13 protein-coding genes are annotated in these 13,735 nt (G+C 69.1%); 8 read left to right on the top strand and 5 right to left on the bottom strand.

From position 1 onward, the window contains the following. The first annotated feature begins 5 nt into the window (after positions 1–5). From VGZ23_07230 to VGZ23_07195, 8 genes are all read left to right on the top strand, one after another. Positions 6–2,303, top strand: coding sequence for an NADP-dependent malic enzyme (locus tag VGZ23_07230; protein ID HEV2357386.1), 2,298 nt, complete (start codon positions 6–8; stop codon positions 2,301–2,303). Positions 2,304–2,319: 16 nt separating this feature from the next. Next, positions 2,320–3,645, top strand: a complete 1,326-nt coding sequence (locus VGZ23_07225) for a citrate synthase (protein HEV2357385.1) — start codon at positions 2,320–2,322, stop codon at positions 3,643–3,645. Between the two features lie 83 nt (positions 3,646–3,728). Next, positions 3,729–5,015 carry an outer membrane protein transport protein gene (locus VGZ23_07220; protein ID HEV2357384.1) on the top strand — a complete coding sequence of 429 codons (1,287 nt, stop codon included), beginning with the start codon at positions 3,729–3,731 and terminating at the stop codon, positions 5,013–5,015. A gap of 162 nt (positions 5,016–5,177) precedes the next feature. Then, a complete protein-coding gene (locus tag VGZ23_07215; protein HEV2357383.1) occupies positions 5,178–6,392 on the top strand; it encodes an ABC transporter substrate-binding protein in 1,215 nt (404 codons plus the stop codon). Positions 6,393–6,415: 23 nt separating this feature from the next. Continuing rightward, positions 6,416–7,282 carry a branched-chain amino acid ABC transporter permease gene (locus VGZ23_07210; GenBank protein HEV2357382.1) on the top strand — a complete coding sequence of 289 codons (867 nt, stop codon included), beginning with the start codon at positions 6,416–6,418 and terminating at the stop codon, positions 7,280–7,282. Beyond that, entirely contained in the window at positions 7,279–8,268 is a 990-nt protein-coding gene (locus tag VGZ23_07205; protein HEV2357381.1) for a branched-chain amino acid ABC transporter permease, read from the top strand. Before VGZ23_07210 ends, VGZ23_07205 begins: the two co-directional genes overlap by 4 nt. 1 nt (position 8,269) lies before the next feature. After that, positions 8,270–8,980, top strand: a complete 711-nt coding sequence (locus VGZ23_07200; protein HEV2357380.1) for an ABC transporter ATP-binding protein — start codon at positions 8,270–8,272, stop codon at positions 8,978–8,980. A gap of 8 nt (positions 8,981–8,988) precedes the next feature. Then, positions 8,989–9,693 carry an ABC transporter ATP-binding protein gene (locus VGZ23_07195; GenBank protein ID HEV2357379.1) on the top strand — a complete coding sequence of 235 codons (705 nt, stop codon included), beginning with the start codon at positions 8,989–8,991 and terminating at the stop codon, positions 9,691–9,693. 70 nt (positions 9,694–9,763) lie between these two features. Here VGZ23_07195 and VGZ23_07190 read toward each other — a convergent pair whose 3' ends face one another. The 5 genes from VGZ23_07190 to VGZ23_07170 all read right to left on the bottom strand — a co-directional run bounded on the left by VGZ23_07190 (position 9,764) and on the right by VGZ23_07170 (position 13,607). Further along, positions 9,764–10,102 carry a retroviral-like aspartic protease family protein gene (locus tag VGZ23_07190; GenBank protein HEV2357378.1) on the bottom strand — a complete coding sequence of 113 codons (339 nt, stop codon included), beginning with the start codon at positions 10,100–10,102 and terminating at the stop codon, positions 9,764–9,766. 79 nt (positions 10,103–10,181) lie between these two features. Continuing rightward, positions 10,182–11,033 carry a succinate dehydrogenase iron-sulfur subunit gene (locus VGZ23_07185; GenBank protein HEV2357377.1) on the bottom strand — a complete coding sequence of 284 codons (852 nt, stop codon included), beginning with the start codon at positions 11,031–11,033 and terminating at the stop codon, positions 10,182–10,184. Position 11,034: 1 nt separating this feature from the next. Beyond that, complete coding sequence (locus tag VGZ23_07180) at positions 11,035–11,397, bottom strand: hypothetical protein (GenBank protein HEV2357376.1); 363 nt, start codon at positions 11,395–11,397, stop codon at positions 11,035–11,037. A gap of 18 nt (positions 11,398–11,415) precedes the next feature. Continuing rightward, entirely contained in the window at positions 11,416–11,895 is a 480-nt protein-coding gene (gene sdhC / locus VGZ23_07175) for a succinate dehydrogenase, cytochrome b556 subunit (protein ID HEV2357375.1), read from the bottom strand. After that, positions 11,895–13,607 carry a succinate dehydrogenase/fumarate reductase flavoprotein subunit gene (locus tag VGZ23_07170; GenBank protein ID HEV2357374.1) on the bottom strand — a complete coding sequence of 571 codons (1,713 nt, stop codon included), beginning with the start codon at positions 13,605–13,607 and terminating at the stop codon, positions 11,895–11,897. The genes sdhC and VGZ23_07170 overlap by 1 nt, the downstream gene beginning before the upstream one ends. Positions 13,608–13,735: the final 128 nt, after the last annotated feature.

Below are 13,735 nucleotides of genomic sequence, written 5' to 3'. Positions count from 1 at the left end.
TGGTTATGCCGATTCAGCGTGAGGATGCGCTCGAGTACCACCGGAAGGGCCGGTCGGGGAAGATCGCCATCGCGATCACGAAACCGTGCGCCACGCAGCGCGACCTGTCGCTGGCCTACACGCCGGGCGTCGCCGAACCCGTGCGCGAGATCCACCGGGATCCCCTCGAGGCGTTCGCGTACACGGCGAAGGGCAACCTGGTCGCGGTGATCACCAACGGCACTGCGGTGTTGGGCCTCGGCAACGTGGGACCCGCGGCCGCAAAACCGGTGATGGAAGGCAAGGCGCTCCTGTTCAAGCGGTTCGCCGACATCGACGCGTTCGACATCGAGGTCGACGCCACCGATCCCGACGGCCTCGTGCGCGTCGCGCAGGCGCTGGCGCCGACCTTCGGCGGGATCAACCTCGAGGACATCAAGGCGCCGGAGTGCTTCCTCGTCGAGGAGCGGCTCAGGCAGCTCGTGGACATCCCCGTCTTCCACGACGACCAGCACGGGACGGCGATCATCACGGCGGCCGGGCTGCTCAACGCTCTCGAGTTGGTGGGGAAGCGCATCGAGGAGGTCCGTCTCGTGATCAGCGGCGCGGGCGCAGCCGCCATCGCGTCGGCCGAGCTGTTCATCAAGCTCGGCATGCGCCGCGAGAACATCCTGCTGGTGGACACGAAGGGCGTCGTCTACGCCGGACGCACCGAGGGGATGAATCCGTACAAGGCGCGGCTGGCGGCGGAGACGTCCGCGCGCACGCTCGCCGACGCGTTCGTCGCGGCGGACGTGTTCATGGGATTGTCGATTGCGGGCATCGTCTCCCGCGAGATGGTCCGGTCGATGGCGGAGCGGCCGATCATCTTCGCCCTGGCCAACCCCGATCCGGAGATCACCTACGCCGACGCCCGTGCGGTCCGTCCGGACGCGATCGTGGCGAGCGGCCGCTCCGACGACCCGAACCAGGTCAACAACGTGCTGGGGTTCCCGTTCATCTTCCGGGGCGCCTTGGACGTGCGGGCGCGCGCGATCAATGACGAGATGAAGATCGCGGCGGCCCGGGCGCTCGCGGCGCTGGCCAAAGAAGAGGTGCCGGATGTGGTGCTGCGGGCCTACGGGCTCGAGCGGCTCCGCTTCGGGGCCGATTACATCCTCCCCAAGCCCGTGGACCCGCGGGTGCCGCTGTGGGTGGCGCCGGCCGTGGCCGGCGCCGCGATGGCCTCCGGGGTTGCCCGCCGGACGGTGGATCTCGCCGCCTACCGCGACGAGCTGAGCCGTCGCCTCACCCGGGGCTGGGAAGTCATGGGCGTCGTGATGCGCAAAGCCCAGGCCTCGCCCCGGCGTGTCGTCTTCTCGGAGGGGGAGGAGCCGAAGGTCATCCGCGCCGCCGCGAAGATCGCCCGCGACGGCGTCGGGCATCCGATTCTCCTCGGCCGCGAGGACGTGATCCGCGCGCGAATCGAGGAGCTGGGCGTCGCCGTCCCTATGGAGATCGTCACGCCCCAGGCCTCGCCGAAACGCGCGGCCTACGCCGCCGCCTTCTATGACGCGCGGCGGCGGAAGGGGATCACGCTGCGCGAGGCCCGGTCGCTCGCGGAGCAGCCCAACTACTTCGGAGCGATGATGGTCCGCGCGGGCGACGCCGACGCGTTTGTCGCGGGGCTCACCTACCACTACCCGGACGTGATCCGGCCCGCCCTGCAGGTCATCGGCCCGGCTCGCGGCGTTTCGCGGGTCGCGGGCCTGTACCTCCTCCTGTTGGAAGGCCGTCCGTATCTGCTCGCCGATCCCACAGTCAACGTCGATCCGACGGCGGAGGAGCTGGCCGACATCGCCATCATGGCCGCGGAGAAGGCGAGCGAGTTCAACATCACCCCGCGCATCGCGATGCTGTCGTTCTCGAACTTCGGCTCGACGCGCCACCCGCGGTCGGCCAAGGTGGCCGAGGCGACCGCGCTCGTCAAGGTCCGCCGGCCCGACCTCATGATCGACGGCGAGATCATGGCGGACGTGGCCGTGGCCCCGGACCTGCGGGAGGCGGACTACCCGTTCTCCACGCTCGTGGGGCAGGCCAACGTCCTCGTCTTCCCCGGCTTGGAGGCGGCCAACGCCGCCTACAAGCTCCTGCAGCACCTCGGCGGCGCGACCGCCGTCGGTCCGATCTTGATGGGCATGGCCAAACCCGTGCACGTGCTGAGCCGGGGGGCGGAAGTCACGGACATCGTCGACATCGCGGCGGTCGCCGTGGTCGACGCGCAGAACCTCACGCAGCTGTCCGAGCTTTCCCGCGCGGTGGCCTCCGCGCACGACTCGCGATGATCGAAGGAGGAGCGCCATGAGCACCGATACCCTGACGATTACCGATAACCGGACCGGGAAGACCTACACCGTGCCCATTGTCTACGGCACGTACCCGACGTACGGGGCCGCGATCCGCGCCGCCGATCTGCGGCAGGTCCGGACCTCCGACGACGACTTCGGCTTGATGACCTACGATCCCGGACTGGTGAACACGGCGGCCGCCCGGAGCCGCGTCACCTTTGTCGACGGCGAGCGGGGGATTCTCCGATACCGGGGCTACCCGATCGAACAGCTCGCCGAACGGTCCACCTATCTGGAAACCGCATACCTCGTGCTCAACGGTGACCTGCCCACCCCCCGGCAGTTCGACGAGTGGACGGTGGAGGTTACCCACCACACGATGATCCACGAGTCGATCAAGACGTTCCTCGGCGGGTTCAACCACGACGCGCATCCGATGGGGATGCTGATCGGCACGGTCGGGGCGCTGTCCACCTTCTATCCGGAGGCCGGCCGGATTCACGATCCGGGCGTGCGGCAAAAGCAGATCGTCCGGCTCGTCGCCAAGGTGCCGACGCTCGCGGCGTTCGCCTACCGGCGCAGCCGCGGCCTGCCCTACGCGTACCCCGACAACGACCTCTCGTACACCGGCAACTTCCTCAACATGCTGTTCAAGACGACGGAGCTCACGTACTCGCCGAACCCGGTGTTGGAGCGGGCCCTCGACGTTCTGTTCATCCTGCACGCCGACCACGAGCAGAACTGCAGCAGCAGCGTCATGCGCGGCATCGGCAGCTCGCACCCCGATCCGTACTCGGCGCTGGCCGGCGCGGCCGCGGCGCTCTACGGGCCGCTCCACGGCGGGGCGAACGAGCAGGTCTTGAAGATGCTCACCGAGATCGGGACCACGGACGGGGTGCCCGGCTACATCAAGCGGGTGAAGACCGGCGAGATCCGCCTGATGGGCTTCGGCCACCGGGTGTACAAGCACTACGATCCGCGCGCCCGGATCATCAAGAAGGTGGCCGCGGACGTGTTCGCCGTGACCGGCACCAACCCGCTCCTCGAGATCGCCCTCGAACTAGAGCGCATCGCGCTTCAGGACGAGTACTTCGTGAGCCGCCATCTCTATCCCAACGTGGACTTCTACTCCGGGATCATCTATCAGGCCATGGGCTTCCTCGTGGAGATGTTCCCGGTGCTCTTCGCCATCCCGCGGACCTCCGGGTGGCTGGCACAGTGGGAAGAGCAGCTCCAGGATCCCGACCAGAAAATCGTGCGGCCGCGCCAGATCTACGACGGATCCGACGTGCGGGAGTACGCGCCGCGCGAGCGCCACGCGGTGACGCACGCGGCGTGAGCAGGGCGGGGGGTAGGCCCGCGGGCCCACCCCCCAAAGGACGGATCCGCACCGACGGGATCCGCCGAGGGGGGAGACACGAAATGGCGTTGGGGAGTCGCTCCAGGCTCGCGCTCGTAGTGCTGGCGGTCGCGGTGGTTCTTGCGGCTCCATCGGCGTATGCGACGAACGGATACTTCAGCCACGGCTACAGCCTGTACGAATCGGGGATGGGGGGCGCCGGCGTCGCCTATCCCCAAGACTGTCTCGCCGCCGCGACCAACCCGGCCGGCATGGTGCTGGTCGGCAACTGCACGGTGTTTGGGGTGACCTTCTTCCGGCCGCAACGGAGCACGGTAATCAGCGGCAGCGGTGCCGGGGCGAACGGGACCTATGACGGAAACGGCAACAGCAGCTTTATCATCCCGCAGTTCGGCTACAACCGCATGCTGAACGACAGGATGTCGCTCGGCATCGCCGTGTACGGCAACGGCGGCATGAACACGTCCTACACGACGGCCATCCCGCTGTTTGGGACGTCGCCCGCGGGCGTGGATCTCTCGCAGCTCATCATCGCCCCGACCTTCGCCTGGAAGATCAACGCGTCGAACTCGGTCGGCATCTCCCTAAACTTCGCCTACCAGATGTTTTCGGCCTACGGCCTTCAAAATTTCGACAATCCCTTCGTGTCCACCAGCGCGGGGCACGTGACGAACAAGGGCCAGGACACCGCCACCGGCTGGGGCCTGCGCATCGGCTGGATCGGCCAGATCAGCCCGACCGTGACCCTCGGCGCGACGTACCAGACCGTGACGACGATGAGCAGGTTCGGCAACTATCAGGGCCTGTTCGCCAATCAGGGTGAGTTCGATATCCCGGCCAGCTACGCGGCCGGCGTCGCCGTCGAGATGAACCCCAAGACCACGATCGCCGCGGACGTCGAGCGGATTCAGTACAGTGGGGTGCCGGCCGTGGCGAATCCGATGTCCAATCTCTTCGGATGCCCGGCGTTCGGCGGGACCAACCCATCCCACTGCCTGGGCGGCAGCAACGGCCCGGGGTTCGGCTGGCAGGACATCACCGTGTGGAAGGTGGGGATCGCCTATCAATTGACGCCGGCGCTCACGGTTCGTGCCGGCTACGACCATGGGGACAACCCGATCTCCTCTTCCAACGTGCTGTTCAACGTGCTCGCCCCGGGCGTGGTCACGGACCACGTGAGCGTGGGGGCCACATGGACGGTGGCCACGGATCGGGAGCTGACCGTGGCCTACATGCACGCGTTCACGAACTCGATCACGGGCCCGATCCCGGCCGCGTTCGGCGGCGGGACGGCAAACATCAGCCTCAGCGAGGACTCGCTCGGCGCCGCCTATCGCTGGCGATTCTGAGCGCGACCCCCTGCCCCTATGGGGGGCACCGCGGCGCCCGCATCCGGCGCCGGCCGGCCGCAAGATCGGGCGCCGGCCTGATAGGATACCCCCCAGGGTATTGCTACGGTGACGCTACAGATCGGAACGCGCGGGTCAACCGCGCAACGGAGGTGAAGGGATATGCGGAAGTCGCCCCTGTTTGTGATCGCCATGATCGCGGTATTGGCCGTGTGGGGACCGGGGTCGCTCGCCGCCGCGCCCTCGGGCCAGCCGGTGCGGATCGGCGCCATTTCCTCGCTGACGGGGCAGTTTGCCACCTTCGGCTCGATGGAGCGCGCCGGATATACGCTGGCGCAGCAGGACATCAACGCCGCGGGCGGGATCAACGGCCGGCCGCTCGTCATCGATCTTCAGGACGACACGTCCAACGCGAACACTGCGCTGACCGTGGCCGAGCAGTTTCTCCGGTCGGGGGCGCCGCTGATCCTCGGCGCATACTCGAGTTCCGTGACCAAGCCGCTGGCCGTGTACATGGCGCGCCAGCGCGTGCCGCTCCTGAATTCGAACTCCGCCGACGATTCGATCACAAGGCCCGGCAGCGATTACGTCTTCCGTGTCGGCCAGACGACCGACGCGTACGTGCGGCCCTTCTTCGAGCTGTTCAAGAAGGTGGGCGGGATCCACACGGTCGCGGTCCTCGTGTCGAACAACGCGCTCGGGCATTCGACCGAGCACTCCGTCATCAGCCAGGCGGAAGCCCAGGGCTACCGGGTGGTCTTCGACCAGGCCTACGATGAGGGTCTGACCGACTTCCGCCCCGTGCTGAACCGGATCAAGGACGCGCATCCGGACGTGCTGGCGATGTCGAGCTACGACGCGGATGCCGTGGCGCTGATGCGGCAGATCAAAGAAGTGAACCTGAACGTCAAGGTCTTCGCCGGGGCGGGCGCGACCGGATTCGCGATTCCGTCCTTCATCAAGGGAGGCGGGGAGACGGTCGAATACGTGATTACCTCCGCGGCCTGGAGCCCGGACGTGCACTACCCCAAGGCCCAGGTGCTCTTTGGCCGCCTCAGGGCGTTCCTCGGCGGCAACGACCCGAGCTATCACGCGGTGCGGGCCTACGCGGGGGCGCTAGTGGCCGCCGACGCGCTGCGCCGCGCGAAGACGCCGACCCCGGATGCGATCCGGGACGCGCTCCTCGGCACCAAGCTCGTGACGCCGTTCGGGCCGGTCGCGTTTGCGAACCTCGACGGGTTCCACAACCAGAATCCGCTCCCGTCCATCCTGATGCAGGTCCAGCACGGGAAGTACGTCACCGTCTGGCCGGCGGCCGTGGCCATCGCGCAGGTGCAGTACCCGGCTCCGGCATGGAGCGACCGCCGGGCGTACTGAGCTGGGGCGCCGGACGGCGGGCGATGGTTGAGCTCGTGCAGATCGTGATCAACGGGATCTTCACCGGAGGCATTTACGCGCTCGTCGGCATCGGTCTGAGCCTGATCTTCGGGGTCATGCGGATCGTGAACTTTGCCCACGGCGACTTCGTCGCCGTGGGCATGTTTCTTACGCTGTTCTTCTTCGGGCGCCTGCACGGGGATCCGTTCGTGCTCGCGCTCCTCACGGTGCCGGCGGCGATGCTGCTGGGGGTCGTGCTCGAGCGGCTCTTGGTCGAGCCGATCGCCGCGGCCCCCGAGCACGCGTCGATCCTGCTCACCGTCGGCGTGGGGCTCGTGCTGAGCAATCTGCTCCTCTTTGCCTTTGGCGACGCGCCGCAGATCATCAACACCTGGTACTCGACCAGCACCTGGCATCTGGGGCCGATCACCTTCAGCACGGCGCTGACCATGGCGTTTGGCATCACCGCGTTCGTGGTCTTCCTCCTCGCCTACGTCCTCGCACGCACGGATTTGGGGAGGGCGATCCGCGCGACGGCCCAGAATCGGGACGCGGCGGAACTCCAGGGCATCGACACCCGGGGCGTGCGCGCCGTGGTGTTTGGGATCGGCTTCGGCCTTGCGGCCCTCGCCGGAACCCTCTTGCTGCCGCAGTTGTTCGCCCAGCCCACGGTCGGCCCCACCTACACTCTGAAGGCGTTCGTCGTCACGGTCCTCGGCGGCATGGGCAACGTGGTCGGCGCCATCGGCGGCGGCCTCGTCCTCGGTGTGACCGAATCGCTGGGGGCCGCCTACGTGAGCAGCGGCTACCGCGATGCCTTCGGGCTGGCCGCGTTTCTGCTCGTGCTGCTGTTCCGGCCGGCCGGCCTCTTCGGCCGGACCCGGACGTGAAAGACGCCCCGGGTATTGTGCTCTCGACGCCGGCCCGGCCGGTGCGGGCCCTGGACGCGCACGCGGCCGGACTGGTCGTGGTGCTCACCGCGCTCGGGGCGCTGGTCCTCTATCCGCTGGTGCTTCCCAACGTCCTGAGCCTCGGGATCACCATCGTGCTGTTCGCGGCGATGGCCACGGCATGGGACATTCTTGGAGGCTGGACGGGGCAGCTCTCGCTGGGGCACGCGGCGTTCGTCGGCATCGGCGCGTATACGATGGCGCTGCTGTTTCTGCGGTTCGGGCTGGCACCGTGGTGGGGCGCCCTGCTCGGCGTCGGGGCGAGCCTCATCGTGGCCGGCGTCTGGGGGTGGACGACGTTCCGGCTCCGCGGTCCCTACTTTGCCCTGGCCTCCATCGCGGTCGCCGAGTTAATCCGCATGGTGGCGAACAACTCGGCCCGGATGACCGGCGGCGCGGAGGGACTGTCGCTCTCGACGCTGCCCCGCCTGGCCGGCCTCGACCTGTTCAGCCGGACCGTGGAGTTCTACCTCGCCCTGGCTCTGCTGGGTCTCGCCCTCCTGGTCGCGTGGTGGCTGTCCGGCAGCCGCCTCGGCTACCACCTGCAGGCGATCCGGGAGGATCCGGACGCCGCGACCGCGCTGGGGGTCAACCTCACGCGCGCCAAACTGACCGCCTTTTTGCTGAGCGCCGCCTTGACGTCCCTCGGAGGGTCGTTGTACGGGATCTTCCTGGGGTTTTTCGAGCCGCGCGGGATGTTCAGCCTGGACCTCTCCGTCCAGCTCGTGTTGATGGCGTATATCGGGGGCGCCGGGACCGTGATGGGACCGCTGCTCGGGGCCGCGCTGCTCGTCGGGGGATCGGAGACGCTCCGGGTCCACTTTCCGGGCAAGAGCCTCTTTGTCTACGGCGTGCTGATCATTCTGGTGGTGCTGTTCGCCCCCAACGGCCTGAGCACGGTCGGGCGGCGGTGGCGCCGTGGCTGACCTGCTACAGACCGAACGAGTGCGACGCGTCTACGGCGGTCTCGTGGCGATCGATGACGTCGACCTGGCGGTCGGCGGCGGCGAGATCGTGGGCCTCATCGGGCCGAACGGCGCCGGCAAGACGACCTTCTTCAACCTGGTGAGTGGCGCGGTGCCGGTCTCAGGCGGGCGCGTGGTCTGCTGCGGCAGAGAGATCACTCATTTGCGCCCGCACGAACGGGCCGAGCTCGGTATCGGCCGGACGTTCCAGATCATGAAGCCGCTGCCGAGGCTCAGCGTGCTGGAAAACGTGCTGGTCGGCGCCTTTCTCCGGCACCCCGGCCGCCGCGAGGCCACGCGGTGGGCGACGGAGGTCCTCGAGTTCCTGCAGCTCGGGCGGGTGGCGGCCCAGCCGGCCGGCTCGCTCACCACGGCGGGGCGCAAGCGATTGGAGGTCGCGAAGGCGCTCGCCCTTCGGCCCACGGTGCTGCTGCTGGACGAGGTTGTAGCGGGTCTGACGCCGACGGAGACGGCGGAGATGATCGCCCTCATCCGCCGCATCCGGGACCGCGGCATCACGATCATCATGGTCGAGCACGTCATGCGCGTCATCATGGACCTGTCCGATCGCGTCGTCGTGCTCAATCACGGGCGGAAGATCGCCGAGGGACCACCCGGGAAGGTCGCGGCCGATCCCGAGGTCATCAGGGCCTACCTCGGGTCGAGGCGGTAGCGGACGTCATGCTCACCCTCACGCGGGTGGCCGCCGGTTACGGGGACGTTCCGGTGCTCTGGGACGTAACGGTCGAGGTCCGCGCCGGCGAGCTCGTCGCCCTCGTGGGCGCCAACGGCGCGGGGAAGACGACGACGCTCCGCACCATTGCCGGGCTGCTTCGCGCGCGGCGGGGGGAGGTGCGCTTCGACGGCCGCCGGATCGACCGCCTGGCCGCCCATGCCGTGGTCGGCCTCGGGATCGCGCTCGTGCCCGAAGGACGGCAGCTCTTCGGGTCCATGACGGTGGAGGAGAACCTCCTGACCGGTTCGTTCCTGTCCCGCACCCGTGCGGCCCGGCGGACGAACCTGGAGCGCGTATACGACGCCTTTCCCGTGCTGCGGGACCGGCGGGGACAGGATGCCGGTATCCTCAGCGGCGGCGAGCAGCAGATGCTGGCCATCGGGCGCGCCCTGATGAGCGAGCCGCGGCTCTTGATGCTGGACGAGCCGTCGCTGGGCCTCGCCCCCACGGTGGTGGACAATGTGTTCGAGGTGATCGAGCGTGTGCGCCGGGCGGGTCTCACGGTGCTGCTGGTCGAGCAGAACGTTCAGCGGGCGCTCGACCTGGCCGATCGCGCGTACGTGCTCGAGAACGGCCGCATCGTGTTGGACGGCCCGGGAGCCGCGCTGCTCGAAAATCCGGATGTTCGGCGGGCCTATCTGGGCGTGTAAGTCCCCTCGCGTCTCCCGCCGTAGCGTAGCTATCTGTCGGAGGCCGGCCAGAGGGATGCGAGTAGTGCTGTCACAGGGAGGAGACGTCTGTGGATGGGTCCGGGGCGAGGGCGCTTTCCTCGAGCGTCACCGCCCCAAGGAGCGCCATCGAGCCAGGGTCACCGAAGATGCAGGTCGTGACGACGGTCCGTCCATCGAGACGCACCAGCACTAACCCGGCGTCGCGATCAATCGTTTGGCCATTGGCAAGGCGCAGCGTACGCCGGTCCGTCGGCGTGATGCCGAGGCCGTCGAGGACAGGGCGGGGGATCCCGGTATACGTGGCACCCGTGTCCACCAACGCCTCTACCTTGTCCCAGCGATCGCCGGACAGCGGGCCGATTTCGATCGGATACCCAAACGTTCCCATCTCGGCTCGATTCTACCATGATCCTGCCCCGTCACGATGCGCGGAAAGGCGGCCCGAGGGGAGGCGAACGGCAGGCGTTTTACGAGGCGCTCTCGCCTCCTCCCGGCGTGACGGTCGGCGGCGGGGCGACCGGGCGGTCCTCCGGCGGAGCGCCGGGCGGCCCGACCTCGACGAGCGGCGCCGCGCCGCGATGCGATGGCCCCGTGAGCAGCGCGCGGTTCAGCAACTGAATGGCCAGCGCGGGGTCCACGCCTTTGGGGCACGCTTCGCTGCAGGCGCCGGCGAGATGGCAGGAGACGACGCCGTGGGTGCGGGCGAGGCCGGCCTCGCGCGCGGCGAGCCCGCCGTCGCGGCTGTCGGCGGTATAGCGATAGGCCTGGGCGAGGGCCTGCGGCCCGAGGAACAGCCGGTCGGTGGCGGACACCGGGCAGGCCGCGACGCACAGGCTGCAGGTGATGCAGCCGGCAAACTGGAGATACGCGTTCATCTCGGCCGGCGTCTGATGATACTCCCGCGTCGGACGGTCCATTTCGACCCGATCGTCCCGAATCAGATACGGCTGGACCGCCCGATGCCGCGCGAACGTCGGATCGAGGTCCGGCACGAGATCCTTGATGACGTCGTGGTTGGGCAGCGGTCCGACGACGATCCGCGGGCCCAACTCGGCGACCTGCGTGTCGCAGGCCAGGCGCGGTTTTCCGTTGATGTGCATGCCGCACGAGCCGCACACGCCCATCCGGCACGCCGCGCGGAACGTCAGCGTGCCGTCCTGCGTCTCCTTGACGCGGAAAAGCAGCTCGAGCACCGTCAGGCCGGCTTCCCAGGGCGCCTGCCACTCCTGCCAGCGCAGGCTCCGGTCCCGGTCGGGATCGTAGCGCGCGACCCGGACGGTGACGGCGTCGCCGGGCCGCAGGCCCGCGCGCGCACGCACGCTACGATCCCCCCAGAGCGCGCAGGAGGGTGACCGTGCCGAACGCTGCCACGGCGACGCCCGCGGCCGCCAGGACCGCGGTAATCACGCGGGCCGCGCGCGGCCAGACCTCCAGCAGCATGCCCCGCAGGCCGTAGAGGCCGTGATACAGGGCAAAGAGCAGCAAGAGGCCGTACATGGCCGCCCAGACGGCGGTCCGCCCTCGCGAGGCCACCGCCGTGAAGCTGCGCGCGGGAGGGCCGTGGATCCAGCCGAGTGCGCGGAGCACGGCGTCATAGTGCTGCACCGCCATGTGCGCGCCGAGCAGCACGACCAGCGCGACCGCCGCCGCGAGCGATAGGAGCCACCATCCGCGTTCGTCCATCCTCGATCTGCTCCGTTTCTAACCCCGCCCCAACATCGCGAGGATGATGTCGGCCGCGCTGACGATGATCAACGCGGCGGCGAGCACCATGAGGCCCCACATCAGCACCCGCCCGCGGTGCAGGGCGACCGGGTACGGATACACCGGAAGGATCGGCCGGCCCAGCGTGATGCCGAAGTGCGCCAGGACCAGGCGGATGCCGTTCAGCGCGTGGAAAACGAACGCCGCCAGGATCAGGAACTCGCCGGCCACGAACACGGGGCGGTCGAAGACGCGCATCGTCGCCTCCCACGCCGCCGGGCCGGCCAACCGCTGTGCCGTGATCCACACGTGCACCGGCAGGTACAGAATGAGCGCGACCCCCGAGACCCGGTGCAGCAGAAACAGGTAGCGCTCGACCGTATAGCGGCCGCCGTACGCCCACCCCCGGACGCCGAGATGGTGGGCGAGCCGCGGTGGGCGTGGAACCGTGCTTCCCTCGACCGGCGGCGTGGCCATCAGTACCTCCGTTCGACCGGCTTCCACGTCGTGATCCGGACGGGCAGCCGCTCGAACCGTGGTCCGTCCTCGGCGCGGAACGCCAGGGTGTGGGCCAGCCAGTTGCCGTCGTCGCGCGCCGGATAGTCCCGCCGCGCGTGCGCCCCCCGGCTCTCGCGCCGCTCGAGGGCGCCGGCGACCAGTACTTCCGCGAGTTCCAGCATGTTCTCGAGTTCCAGCGCTTCGAGGAGGTCGGTGTTGTAGACCCAGCTGCGGTCCTGGACCCGGAGCCCGCGTGATGCGGCCCGCAGCGCCTTCACTTCCCCCAGCGCGAGGCGGAGCCCCGCGTCGTCTCGGAACACCCCGACGTGCGCGTCGATGACCTGCTGCAGGTGCCGCCGCAGCTCATACGGGCTCGCGGTCCCCGTGCCCTCGAGCAGCCGTCCCAGCCGGGCGCGTTCCTCTTCCGCCTCCGCGATCGGCGGCGCCGGGAGACTGCGTTCGCCCGCCGCGTGGTGGGCGGCGGCCGCTCCGGCGATGGCGCCCCAGACCAGGCACTCGGCCGTGGAGTTTGTGCCGAGCCGGTTCGCGCCGTGCAGGGACAGGCAGGCGGCCTCGCCGGCCACCCACACGTTGTCCGCGGGGGTCTTCCCGTCGATGTCGGCGTGGATGCCGCCCATTGTGTAGTGGGCCGCGGGCCGGACCGGCAGGGCCCCGTCGACCGGATCGATCCCGTTCAGCCGGATGGCCACCTCGCGGATCTGCGGGAGGCGTTCCACGATCCGGTCGCGGCCCAGGTGCCTGAGATCGAGCCCGATGTAGCGCTGGCCCTCGCGATCGGTCAACCCGCGCCCGGCCTCGAGCTCCGTCGCCTCCGCACGGGCGACGATGTCGCGCGGCGCAAGCTCGAGCATCTTCGGGGCGTAGTCCTCCATGAACCGCCGCCCGCCGGCGTCGACCAGGTGGCCGCCCTCGCCGCGGGCCGCCTCGGTGATGAGAATGCCGGACGGCACCAGGCCCGTCGGGTGAAACTGAATGAACTCGAGGTCCTTGAGCGGCAATCCCGCCCGGTACGCGAGCGCCAGGCCGTCCCCGGTTACGTGATGCGAGTACGTCGTGAACCCGTACACCCGGCACAGACCGCCCGTGGCGATGACCAGCGCCTTCGCCTGAATCACGGCGACCTCGCCGGTCGTGAGGCTCCAGACGGCCAGTCCCGCCAGCGTATGGTCGCGCAGGATCAGGCGCGTCGCCACCCACTCGTCGTAGCGCGTGACGCGACCGTACCGCTGGAGTGTGTCGTAGAGGGTGTGCATCTCGTAGAAGCCGGTCCGGTCCGCGGCGAACGTCGCGCGAGGAAAACTGTGTCCGCCGAACGGACGCTGCCCGAGGCGGCCGTCGGACCGTCGGGACCAGGGGAGCCCCCAGTGCTCCAAATTCAAGATTTCGTCCCTGGCCCGTTCCACGAATCGTGAGACGACGTCCTGATCCGCCAGGAAGTCGCTCCCACGCACGGTGTCCCAGGCATGGAGGTCGAGGCTGTCCCCTTGCTCCGGATACAGCACCGCCGCGGTCCCGCCTTCGGCGGCGACGGAATGCGCCCGCATGAGCTGTACTTTGGCGAGGAGCGCGATATCGACGCCGCCGCGGCTCGCGCGCTGCGTTTCCAGGGCGGCCCGCAACCCCGCCAGGCCGCTCCCGAGAATCAGGACGTCGTGCTTCAAGACGCGCATGGTCACCCGTCTGTTCGCCGCAGAGCGGCGCCGCTCCTAATCAGTGTGGGTCGGTGTGGCCGGGTCTTGGGCGGCCGGGAGGGGGCGGCGGAGGGCCGGGACCCGGGCCCTCCGCCCCCCCCACCGGC

Source organism: bacterium (genome assembly GCA_035945995.1).
Taxonomy (GTDB): Bacteria; Sysuimicrobiota; Sysuimicrobiia; order Sysuimicrobiales; family Segetimicrobiaceae; genus DASSJF01.
Note: the sequence above shows the minus strand (reverse complement) of the source record. Positions and strands in the feature narration are given on the sequence as shown.

Coding starts and splice junctions, on each gene's coding strand:
- VGZ23_07230 (HEV2357386.1), top strand. CDS start 6: ATGCCGATTCAGCGTGAGGATGCGCTCGAGTACCACCGGAAGGGCCGG.
- VGZ23_07225 (HEV2357385.1), top strand. CDS start 2,320: ATGAGCACCGATACCCTGACGATTACCGATAACCGGACCGGGAAGACC.
- VGZ23_07220 (HEV2357384.1), top strand. CDS start 3,729: ATGGCGTTGGGGAGTCGCTCCAGGCTCGCGCTCGTAGTGCTGGCGGTC.
- VGZ23_07215 (HEV2357383.1), top strand. CDS start 5,178: ATGCGGAAGTCGCCCCTGTTTGTGATCGCCATGATCGCGGTATTGGCC.
- VGZ23_07210 (HEV2357382.1), top strand. CDS start 6,416: ATGGTTGAGCTCGTGCAGATCGTGATCAACGGGATCTTCACCGGAGGC.
- VGZ23_07195 (HEV2357379.1), top strand. CDS start 8,989: ATGCTCACCCTCACGCGGGTGGCCGCCGGTTACGGGGACGTTCCGGTG.
- VGZ23_07190 (HEV2357378.1), bottom strand. CDS start 10,102: ATGGGAACGTTTGGGTATCCGATCGAAATCGGCCCGCTGTCCGGCGAT.
- VGZ23_07180 (HEV2357376.1), bottom strand. CDS start 11,397: ATGGACGAACGCGGATGGTGGCTCCTATCGCTCGCGGCGGCGGTCGCG.
- sdhC (HEV2357375.1), bottom strand. CDS start 11,895: ATGGCCACGCCGCCGGTCGAGGGAAGCACGGTTCCACGCCCACCGCGG.
- VGZ23_07170 (HEV2357374.1), bottom strand. CDS start 13,607: ATGCGCGTCTTGAAGCACGACGTCCTGATTCTCGGGAGCGGCCTGGCG.